The organism is Streptomyces geranii (genome assembly GCF_002954775.1).
Classification (GTDB): Bacteria; Actinomycetota; Actinomycetes; order Streptomycetales; family Streptomycetaceae; genus Streptomyces; species Streptomyces geranii.
In genome coordinates, this window is the sequence record NZ_PJME01000011.1 from 68,817 (window position 1) to 93,036 (window position 24,220).

Here is a 24,220-nt window from a genome sequence, read left to right on the forward strand (position 1 = left end):
ACGGCCTCGTCCTCAAACGCCGGACGGGCTGAAAGACCCGGGCGCCGGCCGGAGCTGGAGGCTGGCAGCCGGGGCTTGCGACTGCCGAGCGGGGCTGAAGCGTGCAGGCCGGGGCTGAAGATTGCTGGCTGGTGCCAGAGGGTGCAGGCCGGGGCCGGAGGGTGCAAGCCGGGGCTTGGTCTTTGAGCACCGGTCCGCGCCCCGGCCCGTCCGGCGTCTGAGGGCGAGCGCGGCCAGCGCGAGCTTTCCCACTCAGCCCCGCCACATCCAGCCCGTCCGGCGATTGAGGACGAGCGCGTTCAGCGCGATACGCGGGGGTCTGGGGGCGCAGCCCCCAGGGATGGGACGGGTAGGGGCGGCGGGGGCGAAGGAAACTCCCCCGGCTGTCGCAGTACCAAGTCCGCCGCGAAGACCCGTTCGCCCCGCTGGGTCGCGGTCACCTGGACTCGGAGGTCCTGGGGTGGGGTCGTCGCGTAGGACGTGGGGTGGGTGACCCTGGCCTCTATCCAGCAGGGGGCGTCCAGTTCGGCGTAGCGGGTGAAGTTGGTGTTCAGGGTCAGGAGGAGGGCGTCGGGGCGGCCTGTCGCCGCTCGGGCCGCCTGGCGGGACGCCTCTATCAGCAGCATGCCGGGGATGTGGTCGACCGGGTGGTCGAAGAGGATGGGGTGGTCCGTGTCCACCCGGAGTTCCCAGCCGTTCGTCCGGTCGGTCGTCCGGTCGGTCGTCCTGCCGTTCGTCCTGCCGTTCGTCCAGTCAGTCGCCCGGTCGCTCGTCCAGGCGTTCCGGCCCTCCCCTCCCGGGCTGCCCGTCTCGCCGCTCCGCTCCGCCAGCAGTACGTTCGCCGGATCCGTGTGGCCCACCTCCGCCGGCCGCACCGGAGGCCGCAGCCCGCCGTCCGTCCTTGTCGGGCGGCCCGCACGCAGTCTGCGGTGGACCGCCGGGCTCGTCACGCCGAAGCTCGCGCCGCCCGTAGCCACCGGCACCCCGTCCCGGCGTACCGACACCTCGTAGCGCATGCCCGAGATGGTCCGGCCCCGGCGGGCTATGTCGTGGCAGGTCGTGTGGAGTTCGATGTCCGTCGGGGTCGCCGCGGTGGTGAGCGCGGCGGGGGTCGCCGCGAAGGACAGGGTCCACATCAGGAACTGGTGGCCGAACGGCACGCCGTACTCCGCGTGGGACAGCAGGGTGCCCGCCTGGCGGATCGACTCCAGCAGGAGCAGTGGGTCCTGGTGGCCGTGGGCCGGGGCGAAGAGGGCGTGGGCGCGCGGGAGTTGGGCATGGACGATGAACGAGTCGGACTCGGTCGGGGCCGATTCCCAGCCCGTGAGGAACACCTCCGCCACTGCGGCGCGGTGGACGTAGCCGCGCGGAACCGTGGTGGTGAGCAGGGAACCGGTCGGCGAGGCGGTGTCGGTCCCGGACACTCGGGTCGGACTCGGCATCCTCGGCACTCCTGTCTGTTTGTGGACAGGGGCGAGCCGGACCGCGCGTCAGGATCCCCCGTCCCTGATGACGCGTACAGCGACCAAGATACAGACAGGTCGGTCGGTTTCAATAGTAAAACCTTACTAAAGACATGCAGACGCGCTTGGTTTACGCACGCGTTACGTTCACTTTTCATATTCGTCTTCGCGGGGACGATCGGGATCCGTGCGGTCAAGCGGGGGTATAAGTCCGTTTCACCCGTCTTTTCTTGGGGCTTCCGTCCGCCTCGCGTTCCGAAGTCGACGGGTGTACCGGCCATCCATACCTCGTTGACAAACAGACCGAGTTGCCTGTTACCGTCCTTGGCGGTACCCGCTCACCAGTTCGCCGTGGCGTGTCTCAGGAGGGCATCGATGAATCAGCAGGTCGTGGATTCGGACAGGCCGCGCCAAGAGCAACCGCAGGAGCAGCAGGGCGCGTTGAGGGTGCTCGTCGTGGAGAGCGAGGCGCAGGCGGCGGACACCCTGGTGCAGGAACTGCGCCGGTACGGGCATCTGGCCCGGAGTGTGCCCACCGCCGCGCTCGCGCTGCAGGCCCATCACAGTGTCGATCTCGTCCTGCTCGACCTCGATCTGCCCGACCTCGACGGGCTGGAGGTGTGCCGCCGGATCCGGGCGGTCGCCGACGTCCCGATCATCACCGTGACCACCCGCGGCGCCGAACTGGACCGCGTACTCGGCCTCCAGGCCGGCTCCGACGACTACGTCGTGAAGCCTTACGGGCTGCGGGAGTTGCTCGCCCGGATGGAGGCGGTGATGCGCCGGGCCCGGCCGCGGCGGACGTCGGCGCCGCAGGAGGTCATCACGTACGGGCCGCTGCGCATCGACGCCCGGATCCGTGAACTCCTGCTGGAGGGAAGGCGGGTGGAGCTGACGCCCAAGGAGTTCGACCTGCTGCACCTGCTCGCCTCCCGGCCCGACACCACCCTGTCCCGGCGGCAGTTGATGAGCCAGGTCTGGGACGACGACTGGTCGCACCGGGGCCGCACCATCGACACGCACGTCAGCAGCCTTCGCGGCAAACTCGGCTCCAGCAACTGGATCGTGACGGTGCGCGGGGTCGGTTTCCGCCTCGGGCATCCGTGAGCATGCCTTTCGCATATTCGGTTGCACACTTGGTGCCCCGACGGCCGTTCGTGGCCTGGGAGTCAAACGGACTTCGGCATTCCCCACTGCAACCGGTCCGCATACAATGCAGACCGGTTTGTATTTTTTCCGAGCATGGGATGCGAGGACCGAGGATGGCCCAGCAGGAGCGAGGCATCAGGTCGAAGCGCTCGATCCTGGAGGCCGCAGCGGGCGTGTTCGGCGAGCGCGGGTTCGACGCGGCCAGTACGAACGAGATCCTCGCCCGGGCCGGCCTCACCCGGGGCGCCCTCTACCACCACTTCCCCTCCAAGGAGGCGATCGCCACCGCGCTCCTTGAGGCGCAGGGCGAGGCCCTGGTCGTGCCGGACCAGCCGATGAAGCTCCAGTCGGTCATCGACCTGACCCTCGGCTTCGCCCAGCGGCTCCAGTACGACTCGGTGCTGCGGGCGAGCGTACGGCTGGCGGTGGAGCAGTCGTCCTTCGCGCCGCCCGCGCAGACCCCGTACAACCAGGCGATCACGGTGATCGAGGATCTGCTGCGGCAGGCCGACAAGCAGGGCGAACTGCTGCCGGGGACCGACATTCCCGAGGTCGCGTCCACCGTGGTCGGCGCGTTCACCGGGCTCCAGGTGATGTCCCAGGCGTACAGCAACCGGCAGGATCTGCCCGCGCGGATAACAGCCCTGTGGCGTCTCGTCCTGTCCGGGCTCGCGGCGCCAGGGATACTGCCCCGGCTGCGTACGACTCCTCCGCCCCCGCCGCCCGAGCCCGCAGCAGCAGCGACAGCGACAGCGACCGAAGTGACGGGAACGGCGGACTAGGAGACCGTTTCCAGCAGGTCCAGGCCCTCCGCCGTATCGCCCGCGCCTCCTGCGCTTCCTACTCCGCCGCGCAACTCCTCGACCAGCCACGCGATGTGCTCCTCGTCGCGCCGGTAGTGGGTCCACTTGCCGACGCGGGTGGAGCGGACGAGGCCCGCGCGTTCGAGCGTGGCCATGTAGGCGGAGACGGTGGACTGGGCCAGTCCTGTCTTGGCCTGGATGTGGCTGACGCAGACACCGACCCGGCGCGGGTCGGTGACCTCCGGGTTGACCGGGAAGTGGTCCTCGGGGTCGCGCAGCCACTGCAGCACCTGGAGACGCACCGGGTTGGCGAGCGCCTTGAGGGGCTCAAGCAGCGCGGTGAGGTCGCCCGTCGTGGGCATGTCGTGAGTCGTCATGAGTCGTCATGAGCCTTCCGAGACGGGCGCAGGGCGGCGGGTGCGGGGCCGATACAGAGCTGACACGGGGATGACACGGGACTGATCCGGGGCCTCTCCGTGCGCACTGATTATTCATCGATGATAAGCGATACGTCACCCGATCGACGGGTACCCTCTGACCTGCGACGGGACTCCCCCGGCCCCCGCCGCACCCCTCCCACCAGCAACGGAAGCCGTTCCAGGCGGGCTTGACAGTTCATATCGAGGTTCTGCGATACTTCGATGCGTTCGAGCTTCGCTTCATCAGCGCTTCATCGCAACGGAGGGTTTTCTCATGCCTGTCGGGCTAATCGCCCTGGCTCTGGGGGGCTTCGGTATCGGCCTCACGGAGTTCGGGATCGTAGGACTGCTGCCCGAGGTGGCAGACGATTTCGGCGTCTCCGAGTCCGTGGCCGGGTACCTGGTCTCCGGCTACGCACTGAGCGTCGCGATCGGCGCGCTCGGGCTCACCGCAGCCATCGCCCGGTTCGACCGCAAGAAGGTTCTCGTCGGCCTGATGACCCTGTTCATCGTCGGCAACCTGATCTCCGCGGTCGCCCCGACCTACTCGCTGCTCATGGTCGGCCGCGTCGTCGCGGCCCTCTGCCACGGCGCCTTCTTCAGCGTCGGCGCGGTCGTCGCCTCCGACATGGTCGCCGAGAACAAGAAGGGCAGCGCCATCGCCCTGATGTTCGGCGGGCTGACGGCTGCCAATGTGCTCGGTGTGCCGCTCGGCACCTTCCTGGGCCAGCAGCTCGGCTGGCGCTCGACCTTCTGGGCGATCACGATCCTGGGCGTCGTCACCCTGACCGGCATCCAGGCCCTGGTGCCGCGCGGCACCGCGTCCGCGCCGACCGACCTGCGCACCGAACTCGCCGTCTTCCGGCGCGGTCAGGTCTGGGTCTCCATCGCGCTGAGCATCCTCGCCTTCGGTGGCGTCATCGGCGGCTACACCTACATCGCGTTCACGCTCACCGACGTCAGCGGGTTCTCCGACAGCGCGGTGCCGTGGCTGCTCGTCCTGTTCGGCGCCGGTACGTTCATCGGCAACTTCTTCGGCGGCAAGGCGGCCGACAAGTCCCTCAACACCTCGCTGATCAGCATCATGGCCGGCCTCACCGTCGTCATGGCCCTGTTCGCCCTCACCGCCGAGAACAAGATCGCCACGATCGTCGCCCTGCTGCTGATGGGCGCCATCGGCCTCTCCGCGGCGCCCGGCCTCCAGGCCCGCGCCATGAAGTACGCCTCGGACGCGCCGACCATGGCCTCCGGCGCCAACATCGCCGCCTTCAACGTCGGCAACGCCCTCGGCGCCTGGATCGGCGGCCTCACCCTCGCCGCCGGGTACGGCTTCGTCTCCCCGCTGTGGGTCGGCGCCTCACTCGCGCTCGCGGGGCTCGGGGTCGCGGTCGCCGGGTCGCTGGGCGGCGGTTCCGCGGCGAATCGGGTCGCCTCTCCGGCGGTCGCGCCTCGGGCGGAGAATGTGGAAGCAGGCGTTCAGTAGAATTCTTTTCCGCGTACGCCGGTAATAGCTCGCACTGTCTCGGAGAATCTCGCAGAATTCGGCAGGGCCGGGAGACCTTTACGGTCTTCCGGCCCTTTCTCGTGCTCCCGCAGCGCTTCGACCAGTGCACATGACACTCCTCTGACGTTCCTCTGACACTACCTGTAAAGACATGTAGAAGCCTGAACAGGAAATCGTTGAAAACGATTTGGCGGGTGGACAGAATTTCTCGGGTGAGCCGTTGACGAATTTTCCGGCCGCCTCCGCGCCCAAAGGCGAGCGCGTTTCCGACGCCCGACCAGAGAAGGCGATACTCGTGCCCCGCTCCCTGACCCCCACCGCGCCCAGCCCCGTCGAAGACGTCCGCACCAAGGACCGCGTCCGCGTCGCCGGTTTCTTCCCCGGCCTCGGCAGCCGCGCCGCCTACCAGAACCTAGGCCGGACCCTGCTCGACGCGGGCGTCCCCGAGATCACCGCTCTCTACGAGGAGGCCGCCCGCGCCCTGGGCGTGCCCGGCCACCCCGAACGGCTGCTCCCGACCGCCGAGAACCTGCCCGGCGGAGCGCTCGAACGGCAGGGGTTCATCGGCGCCGCCCTGCTGGTGCACAGCCTGGCCCTGGACGCCTTCCTGCGCGACCGCATCGACGAGCGCGGCACGCCGGTCGGCCTGGTCGCCTACACCGGCGAGAGCTTCGGCATCCTGACGGCGGCCGTGGCGAGCGGCTCCCTGTCGGTGTTCGACGGCGTCAAGATCGCACAGGCGTTCACCCCACTGATGCTGCTGGCAGCGGGCGCGGTCCCCACGGCCGACGCGAGGGACCCCGCGTACACCGGGCCTTCGCACAACGGACCCTCGTACACCGGGCCTTCGCAGACCGGACCCTCGTACGACGAGCCCCCGCACAACACCCCTTCCTACGACGACCCCTTCGCCCGCGCCATCGCCTGGTACCTCCCCGAGTCCGTCCGCCGTACGCCGCTAGTCCCGGAGCCCTCGCACGTGCTGGCGGTGCGGGCCCGGACGCCCGACGCGCTCGCGACCGTGCTCGACGAGATCCGGGGCTCGTACCCGGCCCGGGACGTCGAGCTGCACAAGGCGTACTCGCCGACACAGGCCAATCTGTACGTCCGTACCGGCGTCAAGGCCGGCTTCGACCGGTTCATGGCCGCGTATCCGCACATCGCCACCGAGGAGCTGAAGGACCCGACCGTCTTCCTGGCCCACTCCTCCCGGATGCGCCCCGCCCGGCACGCGCTGGAACGTTTCCTCGACGTCAACCGCATCCGCTTCGGGGAACCCCGGGTCCCCGTGGTCTCCAACCACGACGCGTCCCTCCTCACCACCGCCGCCGGGGTCAGGCGCGGGGTGCTGGCCATGACGGACCAGGTCATGGCGTCCCGGGACACCTGCGAGATCCTCGGCGGCCTCGACACCGACGTGGTCCTGGAACTCGGCCCGGGCGCCAAGTCCGTACAGCTGCTGAAGGACAACGACCTCGCCGCTCCGGTGCTGGCGTACACGGGCACCGAGGAGGACACCGAAACGTTCCTGCGGGCCGTGACCGTCGTGGACGGGCTGATGGCGGCGCTGGAGCGGCTGTACGCGGCGGACGGCCGGGGGACGGAGACCCGGACCGAGGCGCCGTACGACATCCTGCGGGAGCTGTTCCGGCTCGCCGAGCGGAGCGAGTTCTGCGACGACTACTTCTCGCGCACCCTCGGCCGCGTCATCACGGCGGAGATGCTGCGGCCGGTGCGGGAGGGGTCGGCGGCGTTCTACGCGTTCCTCGAAACCTTCCAGCACACGCGCAACCACCGGGAGCACATCGCCGTCGGCCGGGGCGAACTCGTCGTCAAGGCGCGGCTGAAGAAGCGGATCACGGGTGCGGTGGACGAGGATCCCGAGCTGCTGGGGCGGGCGGCCGTCGAGCTGAAGGTGCTCGACCAGGGCGGGCGGGCCACTACGCGGACGGTCGGCACCGACCGCCCCGAGGTGGTCGTCTTCCACTTCGACGGGCTCGCGGGCGTGGACGCCGAGACGATGGCCCGCCGTACCCGGCTGCTCCTCGACACCCAGCCGACGGCGTTGCAGACGTACAACCAGCTGCTCGAAGGGCTGCACCGGGACCGGCTCGGCCGGGTCGGTGGGGGCGGTGGGGGCGGTCGGCTCGACGGCTCCGACTCGGACGCGGTGCCGCGGATCGGGCATCGGGTCGTCTACCAGTACCTGCTGTTCGACGCGTTGGTGCAGCACCGGCCCGCTCTGTTCGCACAGAGCGACCACTATCTCGAAGGCGGCGACGCGCTCGGGTGGCTGGTCGCGCTGGCTGTCGCCGGGGCGATCTCGCCCGCCGACGCGGTCGTTCTGTATGAGGCGTACGAGGCCCAGCCCGCGTATGACGCCCATGCTCGGGGCGAGTTCCCGGACGGGATGCTCGACCGGCTCGGCGACGCCGAGATACCGCTCGTCTCGCCGGAGGGCGTGCCGGTGCAGTCGCGGAAGGATCTCCAGGACGCGACCCGGGCGGTCCTGCTGTCCGGCGCGCTGCGCGGCGGCGACGCCCGGCGGATCCATCTCAACGGCAACTGTCAGATCCTGGCGCTGGGTTCGGACCTTCCGACCGATCGCGCGGGCCTCGACACCGGGCGGTACGACGCCCGGCTCGTCCGGATCACGGAGCCCGCCGAGTCGTGGAAGCGGCGGCTCAACCCGGCCCTGGACGACTTCGAGTCGGCGTGCGTCCTCGCGCTCACCGAGGAGAACGAGCGCGTCCTGCACAACGCCCGCAGCCGCCGCCTCCTCTCCAGCACGGTCTACGCCTACACCCACATCGACGAGGCGATCGTCAACTTCGGCAAGGGTGGCAGCGAGTCCATGACGATCTTCGTCAGGAAGGCGGGCGAGGAGCGGATCACGGTCCGCAAGATCCTCAGCGAGGCTCTGACGACCGCGCGTTGGCACCCGGACGGCGACGGCGTGATGCTCCCGCCGTTCGCGAAGGCCGCCAAGCAGGCGGAGTTCCTCCAGTCGCTGCCCGCCCCGGTGCGCGACTACTTCCCCGAGGTCTACGACGTGTTGGAGCGCGAGGTCCCGGTCGGCGGCACGACGGGCGCGGTGAGCGCGGTGAGCGCGGTGGGTGCGGTGGGTGCGGTGGCTTCCGTCGGGCGCGAGGTCATCTACGAGATGAGTTACGTGGCCGGGGACGAGGTCAGCCGGTTCGTCGAGAAGCACACTCCCCCGCCGGCCGTCGTCGCCCGGCTCTACGAGCAGATCATCCGGGTGCTGTACGAGAACGTGCACAGCGTCGGGCGGGTCGCGGCGCCCGGCGAGACGCTCGACATCTCGTACTTCCGGAAGATCGAGGACCGGCTCGCCCTGTGCCGCCGCACGGCACCGCTCACCTTCAACTCGGCACTCCTGGACACCGATCGGATCGTCGTCAACGGCGTCTCCTACCTCAACTCCCGTGCCCTGCTCGCGCGTTTCCGGTCGGCGCCCGAGTTCCTGGAGGTCCTCGAACCGGCCTTCCACTCGCTGGTCATGGGCGACACGAACACCGAGAACATCAAGATCACCAACAGCGAACCCCTGCTGCACGCCCAGCGGTTGATCGAGACGGGAGCGGCCGAGGAGCGGGTGCGGGCGGCGCTCGACGCGATCACCGCCGAGGCGCTGGGCATCAAGTTCCTTGACCCGCGCGCGATCGGCTTCAAGGGCGAGGGCCGGGACACCCGCGACGACGCCATGTACGACAACAAGCCCTGGCACAACTCCATCGGCCACTACGACGAGATCCACTTCGAGCAGTTCACAATGGACGTGAGGATCGACGAGGGTGCTCCCCCGCGCGTCGACATCTCCTTCTTCGACGGGAATCCGTACCAACGGGCCTATCGGGTACGGGATGTGGTGGCCGGTGGTGGCACGGTCGACGCCAACTCGCCCCAGGGCATGGAGGACTGGTTCGCGCCGGTGATGACGGCCGCGCTCGGGCTGGACGATCCCGACTCCGCGTTCCTGCGCGACGACCCGTACTGGCTGGTCCGGTTCGTCTTCATGATGGGCCAGCACTTCACCGCGATGCCGCCCTTCCACTTCCAGCAGGAGCTGGACGGCACCCTCCTGGACACCTACCGGACCCAGCGCCGCCCGGTCGCCATCTACTGCGAGGGCGTCAAGTGGCTGAACTGGGCGCTGGAGATGCTGGAGGGCACGCGGACCGAGTTCCTGGGACTCCGGGTGCCGCCGCTGCCGTACCGCCCGGAGCAGCACTGACCGTCGCCGATCACCACTGACACCGGTAGGAGGGCACCCTTCTCATGACTTCAACTTCCCTTCCCCTGTTCCCTGTTCCTGTGCACGGCCTGCGTCACCTGGCCAACGAGACGCGGGTGATGGCGACCCCGTGGAGCCGGATGGTGCGCGGGATCGGGCTCGGGCAGTACCCGATCCCGTACGACGCCCAGGCCGCCGCCCAGATCCGGCAGGCGTTCGCGCTACTGGCCGCGAAGGGCGTCGAGCGGAGCGCGTACGCCCGGTTCTCGCGGCTGCTCTCGGAGTTCGTGCTCGACGCCGTCGACCCGGACCGTCCGCTGCGCCGGGCCGAACTGGAGCTGCGGCTCGGGCCGGTGCTGGACGCCGTACGGGCCGAGGAGAACCCGTACTTCCGGCTCATGGCAGGGTGCGTCCTGATGGACGCGGTCGCCAAACTCGGCCTGGACAGAAGCCTGTTGGTGAACGGAGGGAACGAGGGGAACGAGGGGATCGGGGGGATCGGGGAGAAGGTCTCTGGGACCGGTATCGACTTTCCGGCGGAGATGCTGGCCGTCGTCGACACGATCGAGCCGGACCGGATCAAGGACGAGAACGCCGGGCGGCACGGCCACTACGAGAAGCTGTCCGCGTCCACTGCCGTGTTCCTCGCGATCGGCCAACTCGGGCTCAGGGACCGGCTGGTGCTCGGGCGCCGGAACCATGTCCGGGAAGCCCTCGACCTGTTGGAGAAGATCCCGGCGCCGTTCTTCCGGGGGCGGGGCGGGGCGATGCTGCTGTCGGTGGTGGCGCTGCTCGGGCACGGGCGGGCCATTTCCGGCGAGGGTGGTGACGGGGGTCGGGAGCATGGAGATCGGGAGAAGGGTGGTCGGGAGAACAGCGGTCGGGACCATGTGAAGGAGGTGCTCGACTACCTTGACCGGGCAGGTGAGTTGAACCTGCCGCCGGCCTTTCCGCAGCCCATGTCGGAGGCCTTCACGGAGATCTATCCGCTGCTCACGATGCTCAACGCGATCTCCCTGACCGACCGTCCGGAGGAGTATCTGACGTACGGCCGGGACCGGTTGGCGCAGGCGAAGGAGCTGCTGGCCCGGATCACTCCCGTCGAGCGCACCCATATGGGCCTGTACTACATCGTCGCCCTGCACAACCTCGGGCGGCTGGATGAGCAGGTGCCGGACCTGGACGGTCTGGTCGAGGAGATCGTGGGCCAGTGGGAGCACATCGATCCCGGGGCGAACTACTTCCTCAACGGCATCTCGTACGCGTACATCATCCAGACGGCGATGCTCACGGGCCGCATGGATCTGATCGGCGCGGACACGCTGGACCGGCTGGTGGACGGCTTCCCCGACCTCGACCGCACGGACGACGACCGGGTCAACCGGCCGTATCCGTTCGCGTACACGCTGAACGTGCTGGGGGAGATCGGGGCCGCGCGGCTTCTGTTCGAGCCCCGGGAGGCGTACGGCGGGGCGGCTCCCCTGGCCTGGGTGGTCGAGCGGTTGTCGGAGGGCGGCCAGGAGGAGCATCGGCTGTACATGCTGAACCACGCCCTGGTGAGCTACGCACTGCGGATGCGCGGGACGGCTCGGGGTGAAACCCCCTTGTTCCAGGGCGCGTTCAGGTCGTTCAGGTCAGCGGGGAACTGACCCCGGACAGGCCCTAGGTCCTGTCGTCAAATTCCCGTCGTCGCCCGTAGGGCGGCTCCGCGGCGTCCGGTGCGTGCTCTCGGCGTGCCGGGTGCAAGCCCTCGTACTGGGTTGTACGTGGGCTTGTGCCCGGTGCGGCGAGAGGGCGTGCCGGGCGTCGCGGAGCAGGCGGGAATTTGACGACAGGGCCTAGGCGCTGAGGGGGTTCGTGCGGGTGGCCGCCAGCAGGTACCAGGCCGTCGCGCCCGTGTGGCGGTACGGGTAGTAGCCGAAGCCGAAGCCGGTGTCGAGGGGGCTGCTCGCCGAGACGACGCCGGCGCGTTCGGGCAGGGTGCGGCTGCCGACGGTCTGGGCGGTGCCGAGGAGTTCCTGGGCCCGTTCGATGCTGGCGATCAGGCGGTGGGCGCGGGCCTCGTCGCCGTGGCCCGCGCGGTCGCGGAGGGCGAGGGCGAGGTGCGCGGTCCCCTCGAACCAGACGCCGTTGCGGTCCGGCTTGGGCTGGAACTCGGCAATGGGCGCGTCCTCGTTGGCCACCAGGCTCGCGGAGCTGAAGGTGACTCCCTCGTACGACTGGCCTGCGGGGACCGTGCTGTTGGTGCGGTCGGCGCGGTCGAGGACGGCCAGTTCGGTGGCGGCCCAGTCCAACGAGGCCGAGTAGCGGGGGGAGTTGAGGGCGAGGTGGGTCCAGGTCTGGGTGTCCTCGGGGATCGGGGACTTGTTGACGGTGACGCCGTCGTTGGTGCCCGTGTAGAAGAAGCCGCCCTTCCGGCTCCCTGAGCCGGTGGTGGGCTGCCACATCCTCACCACGAACGCCCGTGCTGTCGCCCGCCGTTCGCGCCACGCCGGGTCACCGGTGAGCTGGGCGAGGCGTCCGAAGAGGCAGACCAGGTCGGTGTTGTGCTCGGTCGAGCTGAAGGGGAGCTTCTGGTTGGCGCCGTCGACGCCGAACTTGTAGCCGCCGAGGGGCTGTTCGGTGCTCGCGTTCGTCTCGATCCAGTTGCCGATGCGGACGGCGCCGTCGAGGAAGCGGCGCTTGCCGGTGCGGCGGGCGAGGGCGCTGAGCGCGATACCGGCCCAGGCCATGTCGCCCACGGCGGTGCCGGTGAAGCCGAACTGGGTGCCGACGTTGGCGGTGCCGTCGGCGCGTACGAAGCCGTCGGGCTGGGGGACGCCGTCGAAGAAGACGTACGGCCCGACGTTGTAGGCCTGCCGGAGCCTGCCGTCGTCGTACGCCGGGTCGTGGGCCTGGGCGTACAGGAGAGCGTCCCCGAGGGCGACGGCCCGGGTCCGGCCCGCCTCCGTACGGACGGCGAGGTGGGCGAGGATCGCGAGGGCGTTGTCGTAGGTGAACGCCGTGCTGAACAGGCCCGCCTGGTCGGTGTAGCTCTGGGTGAGCCGGATGTCGCCGTGGTCGGGGTAGGCGTCCATGGCGGCGCCGAGGAAGCTGTGGGCCCGGCGCTGGGCTGAACTCCCCGTGGGCGAGGGGGATTTGGCGTCCGCGTGGGCTACTCCGGCTCCGGCAGCCGCTGCCGTCAGCGCGGCGGCGCCGAGGAGTGTGCGGCGGCTGAGGGCGGGGTGGCGGCGGCTACTGAGGAAGGGGGGTTGGGGGTGCTGTGCACCGGAGGCGTCGTCGTTCATGGGTCTCCTCTGCCGGTTTGAGAGCGCTCTCATGAACGCGCGGGCTCATTCTGCTGGTACGCCCGGGACGGGTCAACGTCCTTGCAGTGCAGGTGGGTTGACCTGGCCGTGAACAGGGAGAAACCCCGGGACAGGAGGGTGACCCGGGGTTTCCGTACCAGGGGGAAGTGGGGGGAGGCCGACGGATGCGGCAGGTCAGGACATCGAGGAGGCGTTGCGGAGGCGGGCGAAGGAGGTGTCCAGGCCGCGTTTCATCAGGCGGGCGAGGGGGGCCTCGACGAACTTGTGGACCAGCCAGCTGAGTACGAGGAAACCGGCGATCACCGAGACGACCAGGAGCCGGGCGTCCATGGTGTCGCGCAGGCGGTTGATGATCGTCGTACCGACGAGGTAGTGCATCAGATAGAACGGGTAGGTCAGCGCACCGGCCGTGACCAGCCACTTCCAGCGGATGCGGTCGGTGTAGCCGAGCGCGATGGCGACCATGACCAGCAGGAACACGGTGAAGATCAGTACGCTGCCGCGCCAGCTGGAGACTTTTTCGACCGTGTCGATGCGATGCCCGAGTTCCAGCTGTCCCATCAGCCAGGCCATGGCGACGATGCCCCAGAGCAACAGGTCCTGGCCGAAGCGGTGCATCAGGTAGAGGGCCAGGCCCGCGATGAAGTACCAGGCACCCTCAGGGTTGACGATCAAGGTTAGGACATGGAAGCCCGCGGCCGGGGCAATCATGGCGGCGGCGCCCCAGAGGCAGCAGAACACCACGACCTTGCGGTACGTCAGCCCCGTGACGACAACCGCCATGAAGAGCAGGTAGAAACGCAGCTCCGACCAGAGGGTCCAGTACACGAGGTCGACGTTCGACACACCCGAACCCCCTTGCAGCATGGTGAAGTTGAGCAGAATCTCGCGCCCCTGCTTCCGCTCCCACACCCCGGGCAGGGCCACCACGACGGCGGTGGTGAAGATGATGGAGAACCAGTACGCCGGGTAGAGCCGGATCACGCGGGAGGTGAAGAACTGCCGCGGGGTACGGCCCCAGCACGACATACAGATCACGAAGCCACTGACCACGAAGAAGATCTCGACGCCGATCCAGCCGTACGCGGAGATCCGGAACCAGTTCGGCATGATGTCGGACACCGGCTGACCCCAGATGAGGTTGTCCGGCTGGTTGACCCGCCAGGTTCCGGCGTAGTGGTGCAGGGCGACGACGAGCGCGGCGAGCAGGCGGAGTCCGTCGACGGCGTAGAGGCGGTGGTCGCCGCGGCCTCGTATCGCGGCGTGCTTGGCGGTCGGCCGGGTGGGCTTGCGGGTCGCTCCGCCGGTACCGCCGGTACCGGTGGGGCCTGCGGAACCGGCGGAACCGGCGAGGCCGGGCAACGGCTCGGCCTTGGCGGCCGGAAGGGGTTGCCGGGGCGAGGGGATCACCTTCTGCATCCCGCCCAGTACCCGCCCCCGCAACGGCGGACCGCTGTCCGCGCCCTGCATCGACACTTCGTTCCCCCATCGGAAAGCCCGCTCGCGTATGACCGGCTGCGCCCCGAAGGCGGCAGCGGCGGCCGACTGCGGAACGGCGAGCGCTTGCCCAGCGGCAGTCACGGCAAACCCGCGAACACCGTAGAACCTCATGGTTCACGCACAGAGACTTCTGAGGGGGATCGACGGTTGTAGAGCGGAAGGGGTCTGCTTTCGACAGGATGTGGAAGGTTTTGTTCCTGTTGATCTTGGGGGTGAGGGCGGAAGGCTTACGGTTCGTCGTCCTCGTCGAAGGGCTCGTCGAAGGGCTCGTCGCTCCAGCGGAACCAGGCCTGGTCGCCCTCGATGTGCAGGAGGAACTCCGCGACGGGGCCTTCGGGGGAGACGAGGGTGAGGGCGCGGGCGATGCGGTCGTACGCGACGTCGAACCTCCCGTACTCCTCCGCCTCCATGAGCGCGAGCGACTCGACGAACCATGCCTCGACCTCGGCAAACGCCGCCTGGGGCACGAACCGGCCGCTCAGCCAGGGGAAGTCGGCGTCCTCGATCACGATCTCACCGAGCAGCCGCTCGTCGCGCTCAAGGCGCCAGGTCTGTCCGTCGAAGGCCATCCCGGTCCACTCCCCCGTCGTTGTCCTTGCCGACCGTACTCGCGTGGACGACCACTCTCATGATCCGTCGTCTCGCCCGCCCTCCACGGCCGTCCTCCCCCAGACACCGCGCTGCGCCGGGTGACGTTGCCGCTCAGGGGACCGGGGTGTTCTGTTCAGCCGACGACACGCCTTGTTGCCCCACGACCACGGACGGCGTGGTCTTGAGCAGGCAGGCACCGACGATCAAGGCCGCCAGCGTGAATCCGGCAGCGGCCAGGAAGGCCGCGTGGTAGCCGCCGACCAGTGATTCGGCCTCGGTCCTCCCTGCCGCGGTGAGGCTGTCCGTACGCGCGCTGACCAGGGCGCTCAGCACGGTCAGGCCCATGGCGCCGCCGATCTGCTGGGTGGTGTTGAACAGCCCGGAAGCGATGCCGGCGTCGGCCGGCGTGACGGCAGACATGCCCAGCCCCATGGCGGCGGGCGCGGCCAGGCCGAAGCCCAGCCCCATGACGAGACTGGCCGGCAGGAAGTCCACCGGGTAGGCACCGTCGGCGCGGGCGAACGACAGCATCACGAACGCCCCGGAGATGAGGGCGAGCCCCAGGAGGAGCATCGTGCGTTGGCCGAACCTGGTGATGAGCCGGGTCGAGAACCCGAGGGACACCACCGCGATCACCACGGCGATGGGCACGAACCCGATACCGGCCCGCAGCGAGCCGTACCTCAGCACGCGCTGCAGGTAGAGCGTGCCGAAGAACAGCAGGCCGAACATTCCGGCGATCATCAGGAACTGGACGATGTTGGCCGCGGTCAGGCTCCGCGAGCGGAAGATCCTCGGCGGCAGCAACGGCGCGGCGGCCGTGGCCTGGCGGACGACGAACCCGATCAGCAACAAGAGGGAGACCGGGCCCAGCAGCAGGGTCTGCGCCGCTGCCCAGCCGACCCGCTCGGCGTCCACCACGGTGTACACCAAGAGCATCATGCCTGCCATGACCAGCAGGGCTCCCAGGAAGTCGGTGCCCTTGCCCATCCCCTCGCCACGGTCCCCGGGGAGCGCTCGCACACCGACCAGGACGAGGGCGGCACCGATCGGTGCGTTGATGAAGAAGATCCAGTGCCAGCTGAGCAGATCGGTGAGGACGCCGCCGAGCAGTGGCCCGACCGCGCCGCCGCCCGCGGAGGCGAAGCTGTAGGCGGCGATGGCCTGGGCCTGCTTGCGGCGTTCGGAGAACACGGTCGCGACCATGCCGAGTACGCAGGCGGAGGCGACCGCCCCACCGATCCCCTGGAGGAAGCGGGACGCGATCAGCTCGGTCTCCGTGGCGGCCACACCGCACAGCACCGAGGAGGCACTGAACAGCACGATTCCGGTGAGGAAGACGGCCTTCCGTCCGATCAGGTCACCGAGCCGTCCGGCCAGCAGCAGGAGCCCGCCGAACGGGATGACGTAGGCGTTGACCACCCAGACGAGGTTCTCAGAGGAGATTCCGAGGCCGCGCTGCACTGCGGGCAACGCCACATTCACGATGTTCTGGTCGAGGACGATCATCATCTGGCCGACGCAGAGCAGGATGACGGTCAGCCACGGCGACGCACTCACCCGTGCACGGGGCAGGGGTATGGGCTTGGGCACGGTCGAACCTCCCTTGGGGAACTATTTGTTACAGCTGCCATCTTCTGTAACCATGAGGCGCCGAGGAAGGAGGCACTTTTATGTCACGCAGTCACACGGATGTGTCCCAGGAGGTCACCGCCCAGGCGTGTCCGCTCGTCGAGGTGCTCGATCACGTCGCGGGCAAGTGGAGCATCAGCATCCTGGTCGCCGCCGCGCATGGCCCCGTCAGGTTCACCGAGCTGGAACGTTCCGTCGAAGGCATCAGCCGACGGATGCTCACCCTGAACCTGCGCAGACTCGAACGCGACGGACTGTTGACGAGGACCGTCCATCCCACCGTGCCGCCGAAGGTCGAGTACAGGCTCACCCCCATGGCACGAGAGCTGCACTCCTACCTCACCGGCCTCGTGGAATGGGCGGAGCGCCACCGCGGCACCATCGCCCAGGCCCGCGCCGACTACGACTCCACGGCCACACCGACGACAGAAACGGGCCGGGCACACCAGTAGTCGGAGCGCGATGAGTGATCTCACCTGAGTACGCCTGCACCCAGGGGGTTACCAGCCCTCGCCGAAGGCCCGCAGGACGTAGGGGCGTACGACGTCGTCCGTCGTCGTCCAGTTCGCTGAGGGCGGGGGTGGGAGCGGGAGCGGGGTGATTGCGAGTGCCTGCCAGCAGTCCTCGTCGGGGAGGTGCGGGGTGGTCGGACTTCTGCGTCGGTGCCAGCGGCGCCAGCGGGCGTGGTGGGGGGTGGGGAGGGTCCAGACGTACGGGTCCGGGGTGCGGGGTGCGTGGGTGGTGAGAGTGGGTGCGGCGGGTGGATCCGGTGTTCGGCGGCGGGTGAGCACGGCTGCCAGTCGGGCCGTCAGCCGGAACATGCGGGGGCGGTTTCCGGTAGGGGGAAGGTGGCCCAGGAGCACTTGGTGTAGCGGCGGAGGTCGCATCCCCAGCGGGTGGTGAGGGCGGCGATGACCGTCAATCCGCGTCCGTCCTCGTCGTGTTGGGCGGCGGGGCGGGGTGCGGGGAGCTTCTCCTTGTCGGGGTCGGAGACCTCCAGGAGGAGGTGGGTGGTGTCGAGGGTGAGGGTGATCTCGACCAGGGAGTAGGTCACTTCGCAGTGGCGTACGGAGTTGGTGACGAACTCCGTTGCGACGAGGGCGATGTCGGCGGCGAGGTCGGGGGGCAGGCCCCAGTCGGCGAGGACCTTTCGGACCTGGACTCGGGCTTCGGGGACGTTTCTGGGGTGTTTGGGGATGCGGAAGGTGGTGGGTTCGGGCATGGCGAAGTCCCCCTGACGGTCGGTCAAGTTGGCGCTCTGTGACGGTGCTTGACGGAGAGGCTAGGCAGGCATTCGCGACCTACACAATGAGAACGACTGAATACATGCAGTCGATTACCTCTATCGTGTGAATCGGAGGCGACGGTGCTGCCCGCTATGGCACTGTGGCCGTCGATGAAGAGGGAGGGCTCATGCCCGCAGGGGGACGGCCGACCGTGCGCAGCAGGCGCCTAGGCTCGGCGCTGAAGAGGTACCGGCAGGCCGCGCAGCTCGATCAGCCGCAGGCTGCCGAGGTGATCGCCACAAGTCAGGCCAGGATCAGCCGTATTGAGAGCGGCCACACGAGTGCGCGCGTCATCGACGTCCGGCTCCTGCTGGATGCGTACGGCGTCACGGACCAGGAAGTCCAGGACCGGCTTGAGGGGTTGGCCAAGCAGTCGCACCGGCGGGGTTGGTGGCTCGAACACGCGGAGCATCTGCGGCCGGACTATCTGGATCACATCGCGCTGGAGGACGACGCGACGCACATCCGGGAATGGCAGCCGTCCCTGGTCCCCGGCCTCCTGCAGACCCCCACCTACGCGGAAGCGATCATCGCTGCGAGCCCTAACTACATCGCCCCCGAGCGGGTTGGCCAACTGGTGAAGGTTCGCGAGGGGCGCCAAGCGAAGATCGAGGACGGCGGAGCGACATACACAGCCATCCTCTGGGAGACGGTCATCGCGCACCCGTTGGTGAACGTGGAGGTTCACCGGGAACAACTGTCCGCGATCCTTGAGATCGGGAAACGGAAGAACGTCACGGTGCAGGTGCTGCCGTTCAGCGCAGGAGCGCTGGCGATCTCGACCTCTGCCTTCTCCACCTTCAGTTTCGAACCGGAGCCGACTGTGGAAGCCGTCGCGTTGGACAACCTGAGGGGCGCATCGGTCCTTGAAGGGGCAGAGGATCTCGCGGCTTACGCCAATGTGTACGACCTACTACGATCGTCAGCACTGACACCGGACGCGAGTGCGAGACTCATCCGGGGCGCACTGCAGAGCAGTTAGGGAGACGCAAAGTGACCGAAGTTGTGAGCCCCTTCCGGAAGTCGTCGTACTCCGGCGCGGAGAACAACTGCGTAGAGGTCGCTGACATCGCCACCGGCGGCCGAGCCGTGCGCGACAGCAAGAACCAGATCGGCCCCATCCTCACCTTCACGCCCGGCAGTTGGCGGACCTTCCTCGCCGGCGCCAAGGTGGAGCCGGTCAAGTGACCGAGGTTGTGGGCCCCTTCCGGAAGTCGTCGTACTCCGGGCAGGAGAACAACTGTGTAGAGGTTGCCCCCTGTTCCACCGGCGGCCGAGCCGTGCGCGACAGCAAGGACCAGGCCCGACCGATGCTCAACTTCGCCCCCGGCAGCTGGCAAGCGTTCCTCGCCGGTGCCAAGGCCGGGGCGGTGGAGTGACCGACGCCTTCTCCACGCCGGGCTGGTTCCGTGAACTCCTCGGCGTCAGTGGCGTACTGGCCGCCGAGGACGAGGACGACGAACTGCCGCTGACCTTCCGCCTGGCCGCCATGGGAACGGCGTTCGCCGCACACGACGCCCGCCTCACGCCCCGGCAGAAGCAGCGCGTGTTCGGGATCCTGGAGGAGGTCCAGGTGTCCGGCAGCGAGTACGACGGTACGGCCGTCGCGACCGGCTTCTTCGAGGCGCTGCTCAATGCCTGGGACGAGGGGTTCGATCTCCAGGGCGTCTGGGAGTACGTGGGGCCCGAGTCGCGGGCGTACTGCCTGGCCTGGAACAGGTTCACCGGAGTCGAGACGCCCGCGTGGATGCGCTGACGTTCTTCCCCGGAGGGGCGCCGTCGGCGACACCTGGCCGAACGCAGGTGGAGCAGCGCATCCCGCCCGGCTGGTGCTGACCAGTCGCTCACGAGTCAGGGTGACGCCCCGAGGCCCGCAAAGGCCCCGGGGTCCCCGAGAGCCGTCAGCCGGCCGGCAAAGTCGCCGTGCGGATCTCGCTGTACGGCGAGTAGTTGCCGGACGTGTCATAGGTGCGGGCCCGGTACTCGTAGGTGCGTCCGTCCGAGGGGAGCGGGTCGCAGACCGTCGCCGTGGCGGTGGAGGGGCGCGGGTCGAACCCCTTGTGCAGGGCCACCGACCAGGTGTTCGTCGCTGCGACGCGGCGCTCGATCTCGAAGCCGTTGAAGTCGCGGATCGGGGCCGGGGTGGTGTCGGATGCGGTCGCCTGGATGCCGCCCGTGCAGGAACCGAGGGTCAGGTCGGGGGCGCTTTCGGGGGCTATGCCGTCGGCGACGACGAGCCACAGCTCATGGGGAGCGTCGGGGTCGAGCCAGAGCGGGTTGTAGGTCGTGGTGCCACCGTCGTTGGTGACCAGGACGCGGTAGTGGCGGGTCTCGCCGTCGGCGGGGACGGGTGCCGTCGTCCAGGTGTTGCCCTTGGTCGTGCCGAGCGGGACCCAGATGTAAGCGCCGTCCACCTTGTCGTTGCTCAGGACCGTGTAGTGGTCGAAGTGCGGCTCGGTGTTGAGGGGCCACTTCAGGGTGACCTTGCCGGTCGCCTTGTCGTAGGTGCCCGTGAGGGAGGTGACGACCGGCAGCGGGCGGACGATCGTGTCCGTGCTGCCCGGCGAGGTGTTGCCCGCCCGGTCCTTGGCGCGGACCTCGTAGTAGTAGGGCGTGCGGTCGTCGGGGTTCACCGCGGGGTCGGTGTGGCTGCGGGCAGTGGTCGTACCGACCTTCGTCCAGGTGCCGGAGTCGACGGGCCGCCGGTAGAGGGTGTAACCCGCCAGGTCCATCTCCTTGTTGGCGGCCCAGGAGACGGTCGCCTTACGGGTGGTCGTGTTGTACGCGGTCTTCACGCCCGTCGGAACGAGCGGCTTCGTCCTGTCGTACGTCGCCGAAGTCCGGGGCGTGTAGGTGAACTTGACCTTCGCGGCGCCGGTCCAGTTCACGTAGTCGACGCGGACGGTGTGCCTGCCGCGCGGGACGGTGAGGTTGACGCTCTTGGCGCGTGCGGTGTCACCGGTGTTCTTCCACAGGTCGATCTTGCGTACGCCGTCCAGGTAGACGCGGACGCCGTCGGTCGCGGAGGCGGTGAACGTGAAGGGGCCGCCGGAGCCGAAGTCGCGGCTCACCGACCAGCGGACGCCGAAATTGTTCGACGGCACACCGGAGGCGGGGCTGCCGGACCAACTCCGGCTGACCGTCTTGTCGCAGTCGGTCCGCACCGGGGAACCGGACAGCGAGGTGTTCTTGTAGAACGTCCGCTTGTAGACGTTGGCCGAGCAGGTCACCTCGGCGGCAGCCGCCTGCGGGACGGCGACGAGCAGACTCCCGAGAACGACGGCGGACATGACACCACCGGTCCGGGCGGCGGCGAGACTCTTCTGGTGCACGAAAGCCTTTCGAGCTGTGCGGGCGGGACACGTACACAGGGCGTGTGACACGACGTGTGACAGGACGTACGACAGGGCGTACGGCGAAGAGACTCACGAGGCGGGGGGAAGGTTGCGTTGCGTCAGCCGCCGTAGAGGGTGGGCAGATCGACCAGGAGGAGGTCGTCCCGGCGGTCGGCCAGTTCGGTGAGGTCGGGATAGAAGCCGTGCAGGGAGTACAGGGCCAGGGTGGTGGCGGCGGTGTCGTACCCCTGCTCCGCGAGCAGGGCGCGGATGCGTTCCAGGCGCTCCAGGTCACCGGTCCCCCGGCGGGCGGCCGTCGCCTTGGCCTCGCCCAGCAGTGCGATCCGCGCACGGGGGGCCTGGGGGCGCTCGCCGGCGGCCAGGGCGATGACGTCGACCTCGTGCTTCGTCCGGCCGGTCCGGTCGGCGACCTCGGTGGTGCCGACCGGGCCGGGCAGTCCGCCGGGGAGCAGGGTGTGGGCGTAGCGGCGGGTGAAGTCGCGGGCCAGGTCCTCGAAGTGCGGTCCGAGGATCTTGGAGTTGAAGGTCGGGGCGGCCTGTTGCCAGGCCTGTTCGGCGAAGCCCTGCTCGACGGCGGCGGCCTGCGGGAGGGTGATGAGCTGGTTGAAGCGGATGACGGGGTCGGCGAGCGTGATGACGGGGTGCCGGGAGCGGAGGATGTCCTCTTCCCGTCTGATGTAGCCGGTGGATTCCAGCACTCCGAGCGGGTGGGCGACGGCGTTGCGCGGGCGCTCCAGGGCGGCGGCGATCTTGCTGGGGGTGGCGGCGCCGTTCGCGATGGCGGTGAGGATGTCGTAGTACAGCGTGTGCTGGGTGATCCTCGGGTCCTCGCGCAGCAGGTACTCGGTCTCGGTACGGGAGTAGACCGCTCGTCCCGGGTCGAGCAGGGTCCGGGCGAGCCAGGTGTCGAAGCCGTCGTCCGGATGCGGCCGGGCGGCCACCGGCCGGTAGCCGGGGGCCCCGCCCAGGACCGCGTGCACCTTCAGCGCGGTCAGCGGGTCGGTGATCTGCCAGAAGGCCCGGCTGTCGCGGTAGTCGAAGGGGCCCAGCCGTAGGTCCACCACAGCGCGTCCGCGCAGGGGCTTGGTCCCCGAGAGCAGTTCGTGCATGACGCTCATCGCGGAGCCGCACAGGATCAGCCGCGGCCCCGGCCCGGCATCCGGCCGGGCACCGCGCTGGCGTTCGTCGTAGAGCTGTTGCAGCAGCCCCGGGATCTCGGGCGAGTGCTGGAGCAGGTACGGCAGTTCGTCGATCACGAGGAGCGGGTGCGGCGACGAACGGGCGGTCACGTCAAGGGCGTTGGACAGGACGTCACGCCAGTCCGTGAGACGGAGGCTCCCCGGCCGCAGACCTGCGTGGGCGGCGACCGCGTCGCTGAACCGCCGGATCGCGGGCAGCCGCCCCTCCTCCCGGACCGCCGTGACGTACAGTCCGCCGACCTGTTCGGACAGCGCCTGCAGAAGGTACGACTTCCCGTGCCGCCGCCGCCCCGACACAATGCCGAGCCGCATCGCCGGATCCGGATCGGCGAGGAACGCGGTGAGCAGACCCCACTCCCGGTCCCGGTCGACCACGTCGTCCGGCTTGACCGGCAGGTTCTCGTCCACTAGCTCACCTGTTCATATTGACTACGACGTAATCTGTCTAAGTATACTTCGACACCTCAACAACGAAAGTCTTGTCGAAGTGGCTTCATGGGTACAGCGGACCGGCAAGCGGGGCGTGTCCGCGTACGTCGAGGCCCTCATCCAGCGTCAGCTGGAACGGGACCGGCTGCGCGAGCTGATCGAGGACGCGGAGGGCGAACACGGCCCCGTCGATCAGGCATCCGTCGAAGCCAAGCGGGCGCAGCTGCGTGGCGGCACGGCCGGCTCGGCGGACGCCACGTGACGGGCACGCTCGCCCTGGACCGCGAGGGGCTGTCCAGGCTCGTACGCCGCACACCACCCCGTACGTCCTACACCTCGCCCTCCCCGGGCACGCACATCATCCGGTGTGCCGGGACCACCGGATCGCCGGGTACCGGGTCGATGCCCCGGACGCGTACCGCCACGACATCGACCACCACCGGTGATCGGCCGCGCAGCTTCGTCAGTCGCCAGCGGTAGCGCTCGGGGACGTCCTTGGCCGGGAGTTCCAGTGTGGAGAGGCTGACCCAGCGGTCGTAGGTGGTGGGGTACACGCGGATCAGGGCCCCGCACTCCGGACAGGCGGGCGGCTCGATCCACGACACGTCGTCAGGCCCGGGATCGGGCCTCGGAGCCGACGTGGCCCCGTCGGCCTCGGCCATCTCGTTGGCGTAGATGTTCCAGCAGTGATCGCAGTACCCGACGAAGAGGTCGATCCGCCCGCGAGTACGCACGGTCGCGCCGGCCTCCCCGCAGAGATGGCATACCCCTGCGCCACGATCCCCGAATGCCCCCATGTATTCGAGTGTGAGCGAATGAGACCGTATTCCAGTAGGTCGGGATTTGGCCTCGTTCTACGGTCACTCCACCCCTGCAGGCCACCTCCGTCGCACATCCTCCCGAACCGCCTCCAGGAACTCCTCCGGCGGCAGGTAATCGTGGTCCAGGATGTAATGGATGATCAGGTTCGGCGCGATGTACAGCGTCCCCTCGTCCGACCTCACCCTGATTTCCGCGCTCCCCAGCGAGTATTTCTCCCCGAACCTCTCCGACCAGGCGTATTGGAGTTCGCGCTTTCCGCAGAACGAGCAGTAATGCCATCCCCGGCTTTGGGCCTCGGCCAAGTGGCCCAGGTCCGACAGGCTTTCGAGGTCCTCCGGTTCCACCTCTCCCGTCGGGAAATCCTGGCCCTCCTCCAACCAGCCGATCGTCATCCCTTCCGGCGGGGAGTAGTAGTCGTAGTCGTAGACGCTCAGGTCCGGGTAGTACGTCATCCTGCTGCCGTGCTCCGTTCTGGAGTTATGGAGTTATGGAGTTCTGGAACCG

The 24,220-nt window shown here is 68.8% G+C and carries 23 protein-coding genes; 11 read left to right on the plus strand and 12 right to left on the minus strand.

Annotation, left to right across the window (positions count from 1 at the left end):
* Positions 1-299: 299 nt before the first annotated feature.
* Positions 300-1,442 carry a ScbA/BarX family gamma-butyrolactone biosynthesis protein gene (locus CW359_RS17570; protein ID WP_105970898.1) on the minus strand — a complete coding sequence of 381 codons (1,143 nt, stop codon included), beginning with the start codon at positions 1,440-1,442 and terminating at the stop codon, positions 300-302.
* Positions 1,443-1,838: 396 nt separating this feature from the next.
* Here CW359_RS17570 and CW359_RS17575 point away from each other — a divergent pair, with 396 nt between their 5' ends.
* The gene (locus tag CW359_RS17575; RefSeq protein WP_105970899.1) at positions 1,839-2,570 is read left to right on the plus strand and encodes a response regulator transcription factor; all 732 of its coding nucleotides are present in this window, start codon (positions 1,839-1,841) and stop codon (positions 2,568-2,570) included.
* Positions 2,571-2,725: 155 nt separating this feature from the next.
* Positions 2,726-3,394 carry a ScbR family autoregulator-binding transcription factor gene (locus CW359_RS17580; RefSeq protein WP_105970900.1) on the plus strand — a complete coding sequence of 223 codons (669 nt, stop codon included), beginning with the start codon at positions 2,726-2,728 and terminating at the stop codon, positions 3,392-3,394.
* On the opposite strand, the gene CW359_RS17585 is transcribed toward CW359_RS17580, so the two are convergent.
* Entirely contained in the window at positions 3,391-3,792 is a 402-nt protein-coding gene (locus tag CW359_RS17585) for an ArsR/SmtB family transcription factor (RefSeq protein WP_105970901.1), read from the minus strand. The genes CW359_RS17580 and CW359_RS17585 overlap by 4 nt on opposite strands.
* Positions 3,793-4,108: 316 nt before the next feature.
* Between CW359_RS17585 and CW359_RS17590 the strand changes: the two genes are divergently transcribed.
* From CW359_RS17590 to CW359_RS17600, 3 genes are all read left to right on the plus strand, one after another.
* Positions 4,109-5,317 (plus strand): MFS transporter, encoded by a 1,209-nt coding sequence (locus tag CW359_RS17590; RefSeq protein ID WP_105970902.1) that lies wholly within the window; start codon positions 4,109-4,111, stop codon positions 5,315-5,317.
* A 316-nt stretch (positions 5,318-5,633) separates the two neighbouring features.
* On the plus strand, positions 5,634-9,593 hold the full coding sequence (locus tag CW359_RS45845) for an ACP S-malonyltransferase (RefSeq protein ID WP_198655255.1): 3,960 nt from the start codon (positions 5,634-5,636) through the stop codon (positions 9,591-9,593).
* 44 nt (positions 9,594-9,637) lie between these two features.
* The gene (locus CW359_RS17600) at positions 9,638-11,242 is read left to right on the plus strand and encodes a hypothetical protein (RefSeq protein WP_105970903.1); all 1,605 of its coding nucleotides are present in this window, start codon (positions 9,638-9,640) and stop codon (positions 11,240-11,242) included.
* A 189-nt stretch (positions 11,243-11,431) separates the two neighbouring features.
* Here CW359_RS17600 and CW359_RS17605 read toward each other — a convergent pair whose 3' ends face one another.
* The 4 genes from CW359_RS17605 to CW359_RS17620 all read right to left on the minus strand — a co-directional run bounded on the left by CW359_RS17605 (position 11,432) and on the right by CW359_RS17620 (position 16,585).
* Positions 11,432-12,880, minus strand: a complete 1,449-nt coding sequence (locus CW359_RS17605) for a YyaL domain-containing protein (RefSeq protein WP_105970904.1) — start codon at positions 12,878-12,880, stop codon at positions 11,432-11,434.
* A gap of 195 nt (positions 12,881-13,075) precedes the next feature.
* Complete coding sequence (locus tag CW359_RS17610; protein WP_332874981.1) at positions 13,076-14,377, minus strand: acyltransferase family protein; 1,302 nt, start codon at positions 14,375-14,377, stop codon at positions 13,076-13,078.
* Between the two features lie 251 nt (positions 14,378-14,628).
* Positions 14,629-14,970, minus strand: a complete 342-nt coding sequence (locus CW359_RS17615) for a hypothetical protein (RefSeq protein ID WP_105970905.1) — start codon at positions 14,968-14,970, stop codon at positions 14,629-14,631.
* Between the two features lie 133 nt (positions 14,971-15,103).
* A complete protein-coding gene (locus CW359_RS17620) occupies positions 15,104-16,585 on the minus strand; it encodes an MFS transporter (RefSeq protein ID WP_232838427.1) in 1,482 nt (493 codons plus the stop codon).
* Between the two features lie 80 nt (positions 16,586-16,665).
* Here CW359_RS17620 and CW359_RS17625 point away from each other — a divergent pair, with 80 nt between their 5' ends.
* Positions 16,666-17,076 (plus strand): winged helix-turn-helix transcriptional regulator, encoded by a 411-nt coding sequence (locus CW359_RS17625; protein ID WP_105970906.1) that lies wholly within the window; start codon positions 16,666-16,668, stop codon positions 17,074-17,076.
* 48 nt (positions 17,077-17,124) lie between these two features.
* Here the strand turns inward: CW359_RS17625 and CW359_RS17630 are convergent, their stop codons facing one another.
* Positions 17,125-17,445: a hypothetical protein gene (locus CW359_RS17630; RefSeq protein ID WP_105970907.1), complete on the minus strand. Its 321-nt coding sequence runs from the start codon at positions 17,443-17,445 to the stop codon at positions 17,125-17,127.
* Entirely contained in the window at positions 17,433-17,873 is a 441-nt protein-coding gene (locus CW359_RS17635) for an ATP-binding protein (RefSeq protein WP_232838428.1), read from the minus strand. Before CW359_RS17635 ends, CW359_RS17630 begins: the two co-directional genes overlap by 13 nt.
* 164 nt (positions 17,874-18,037) lie before the next feature.
* Between CW359_RS17635 and CW359_RS17640 the strand changes: the two genes are divergently transcribed.
* The 4 genes from CW359_RS17640 to CW359_RS17655 are packed head-to-tail and all read left to right on the plus strand — an operon-like array spanning position 18,038 to position 19,666.
* Positions 18,038-18,892 (plus strand): helix-turn-helix domain-containing protein, encoded by an 855-nt coding sequence (locus tag CW359_RS17640; protein ID WP_105970908.1) that lies wholly within the window; start codon positions 18,038-18,040, stop codon positions 18,890-18,892.
* Positions 18,893-18,903: 11 nt separating this feature from the next.
* The gene (locus CW359_RS17645) at positions 18,904-19,098 is read left to right on the plus strand and encodes a DUF397 domain-containing protein (RefSeq protein ID WP_105970909.1); all 195 of its coding nucleotides are present in this window, start codon (positions 18,904-18,906) and stop codon (positions 19,096-19,098) included.
* Positions 19,095-19,289, plus strand: coding sequence for a DUF397 domain-containing protein (locus CW359_RS17650; protein WP_105970910.1), 195 nt, complete (start codon positions 19,095-19,097; stop codon positions 19,287-19,289). Before CW359_RS17645 ends, CW359_RS17650 begins: the two co-directional genes overlap by 4 nt.
* A complete protein-coding gene (locus tag CW359_RS17655) occupies positions 19,286-19,666 on the plus strand; it encodes a DUF7674 family protein (protein WP_105970911.1) in 381 nt (126 codons plus the stop codon). The genes CW359_RS17650 and CW359_RS17655 overlap by 4 nt, the downstream gene beginning before the upstream one ends.
* A gap of 145 nt (positions 19,667-19,811) precedes the next feature.
* Here CW359_RS17655 and CW359_RS46475 read toward each other — a convergent pair whose 3' ends face one another.
* Both CW359_RS46475 and CW359_RS17670 read right to left on the minus strand, forming a co-directional pair.
* Entirely contained in the window at positions 19,812-21,242 is a 1,431-nt protein-coding gene (locus tag CW359_RS46475; protein ID WP_232838429.1) for a fibronectin type III domain-containing protein, read from the minus strand.
* A 122-nt stretch (positions 21,243-21,364) separates the two neighbouring features.
* Positions 21,365-22,873 carry an ATPase gene (locus CW359_RS17670; protein WP_105970912.1) on the minus strand — a complete coding sequence of 503 codons (1,509 nt, stop codon included), beginning with the start codon at positions 22,871-22,873 and terminating at the stop codon, positions 21,365-21,367.
* Positions 22,874-22,952: 79 nt separating this feature from the next.
* On the opposite strand from CW359_RS17670, the gene CW359_RS17675 reads away from it, so the two are divergent.
* Positions 22,953-23,156 (plus strand): hypothetical protein, encoded by a 204-nt coding sequence (locus CW359_RS17675; protein ID WP_105970913.1) that lies wholly within the window; start codon positions 22,953-22,955, stop codon positions 23,154-23,156.
* A 67-nt stretch (positions 23,157-23,223) separates the two neighbouring features.
* On the opposite strand, the gene CW359_RS46480 is transcribed toward CW359_RS17675, so the two are convergent.
* Together CW359_RS46480 and CW359_RS17685 are read right to left on the minus strand one after the other, a co-directional pair.
* Complete coding sequence (locus CW359_RS46480) at positions 23,224-23,628, minus strand: DUF6083 domain-containing protein (protein WP_232838430.1); 405 nt, start codon at positions 23,626-23,628, stop codon at positions 23,224-23,226.
* Between the two features lie 126 nt (positions 23,629-23,754).
* Positions 23,755-24,168 (minus strand): DUF7919 family protein, encoded by a 414-nt coding sequence (locus tag CW359_RS17685; protein WP_105970914.1) that lies wholly within the window; start codon positions 24,166-24,168, stop codon positions 23,755-23,757.
* Positions 24,169-24,220: the final 52 nt, after the last annotated feature.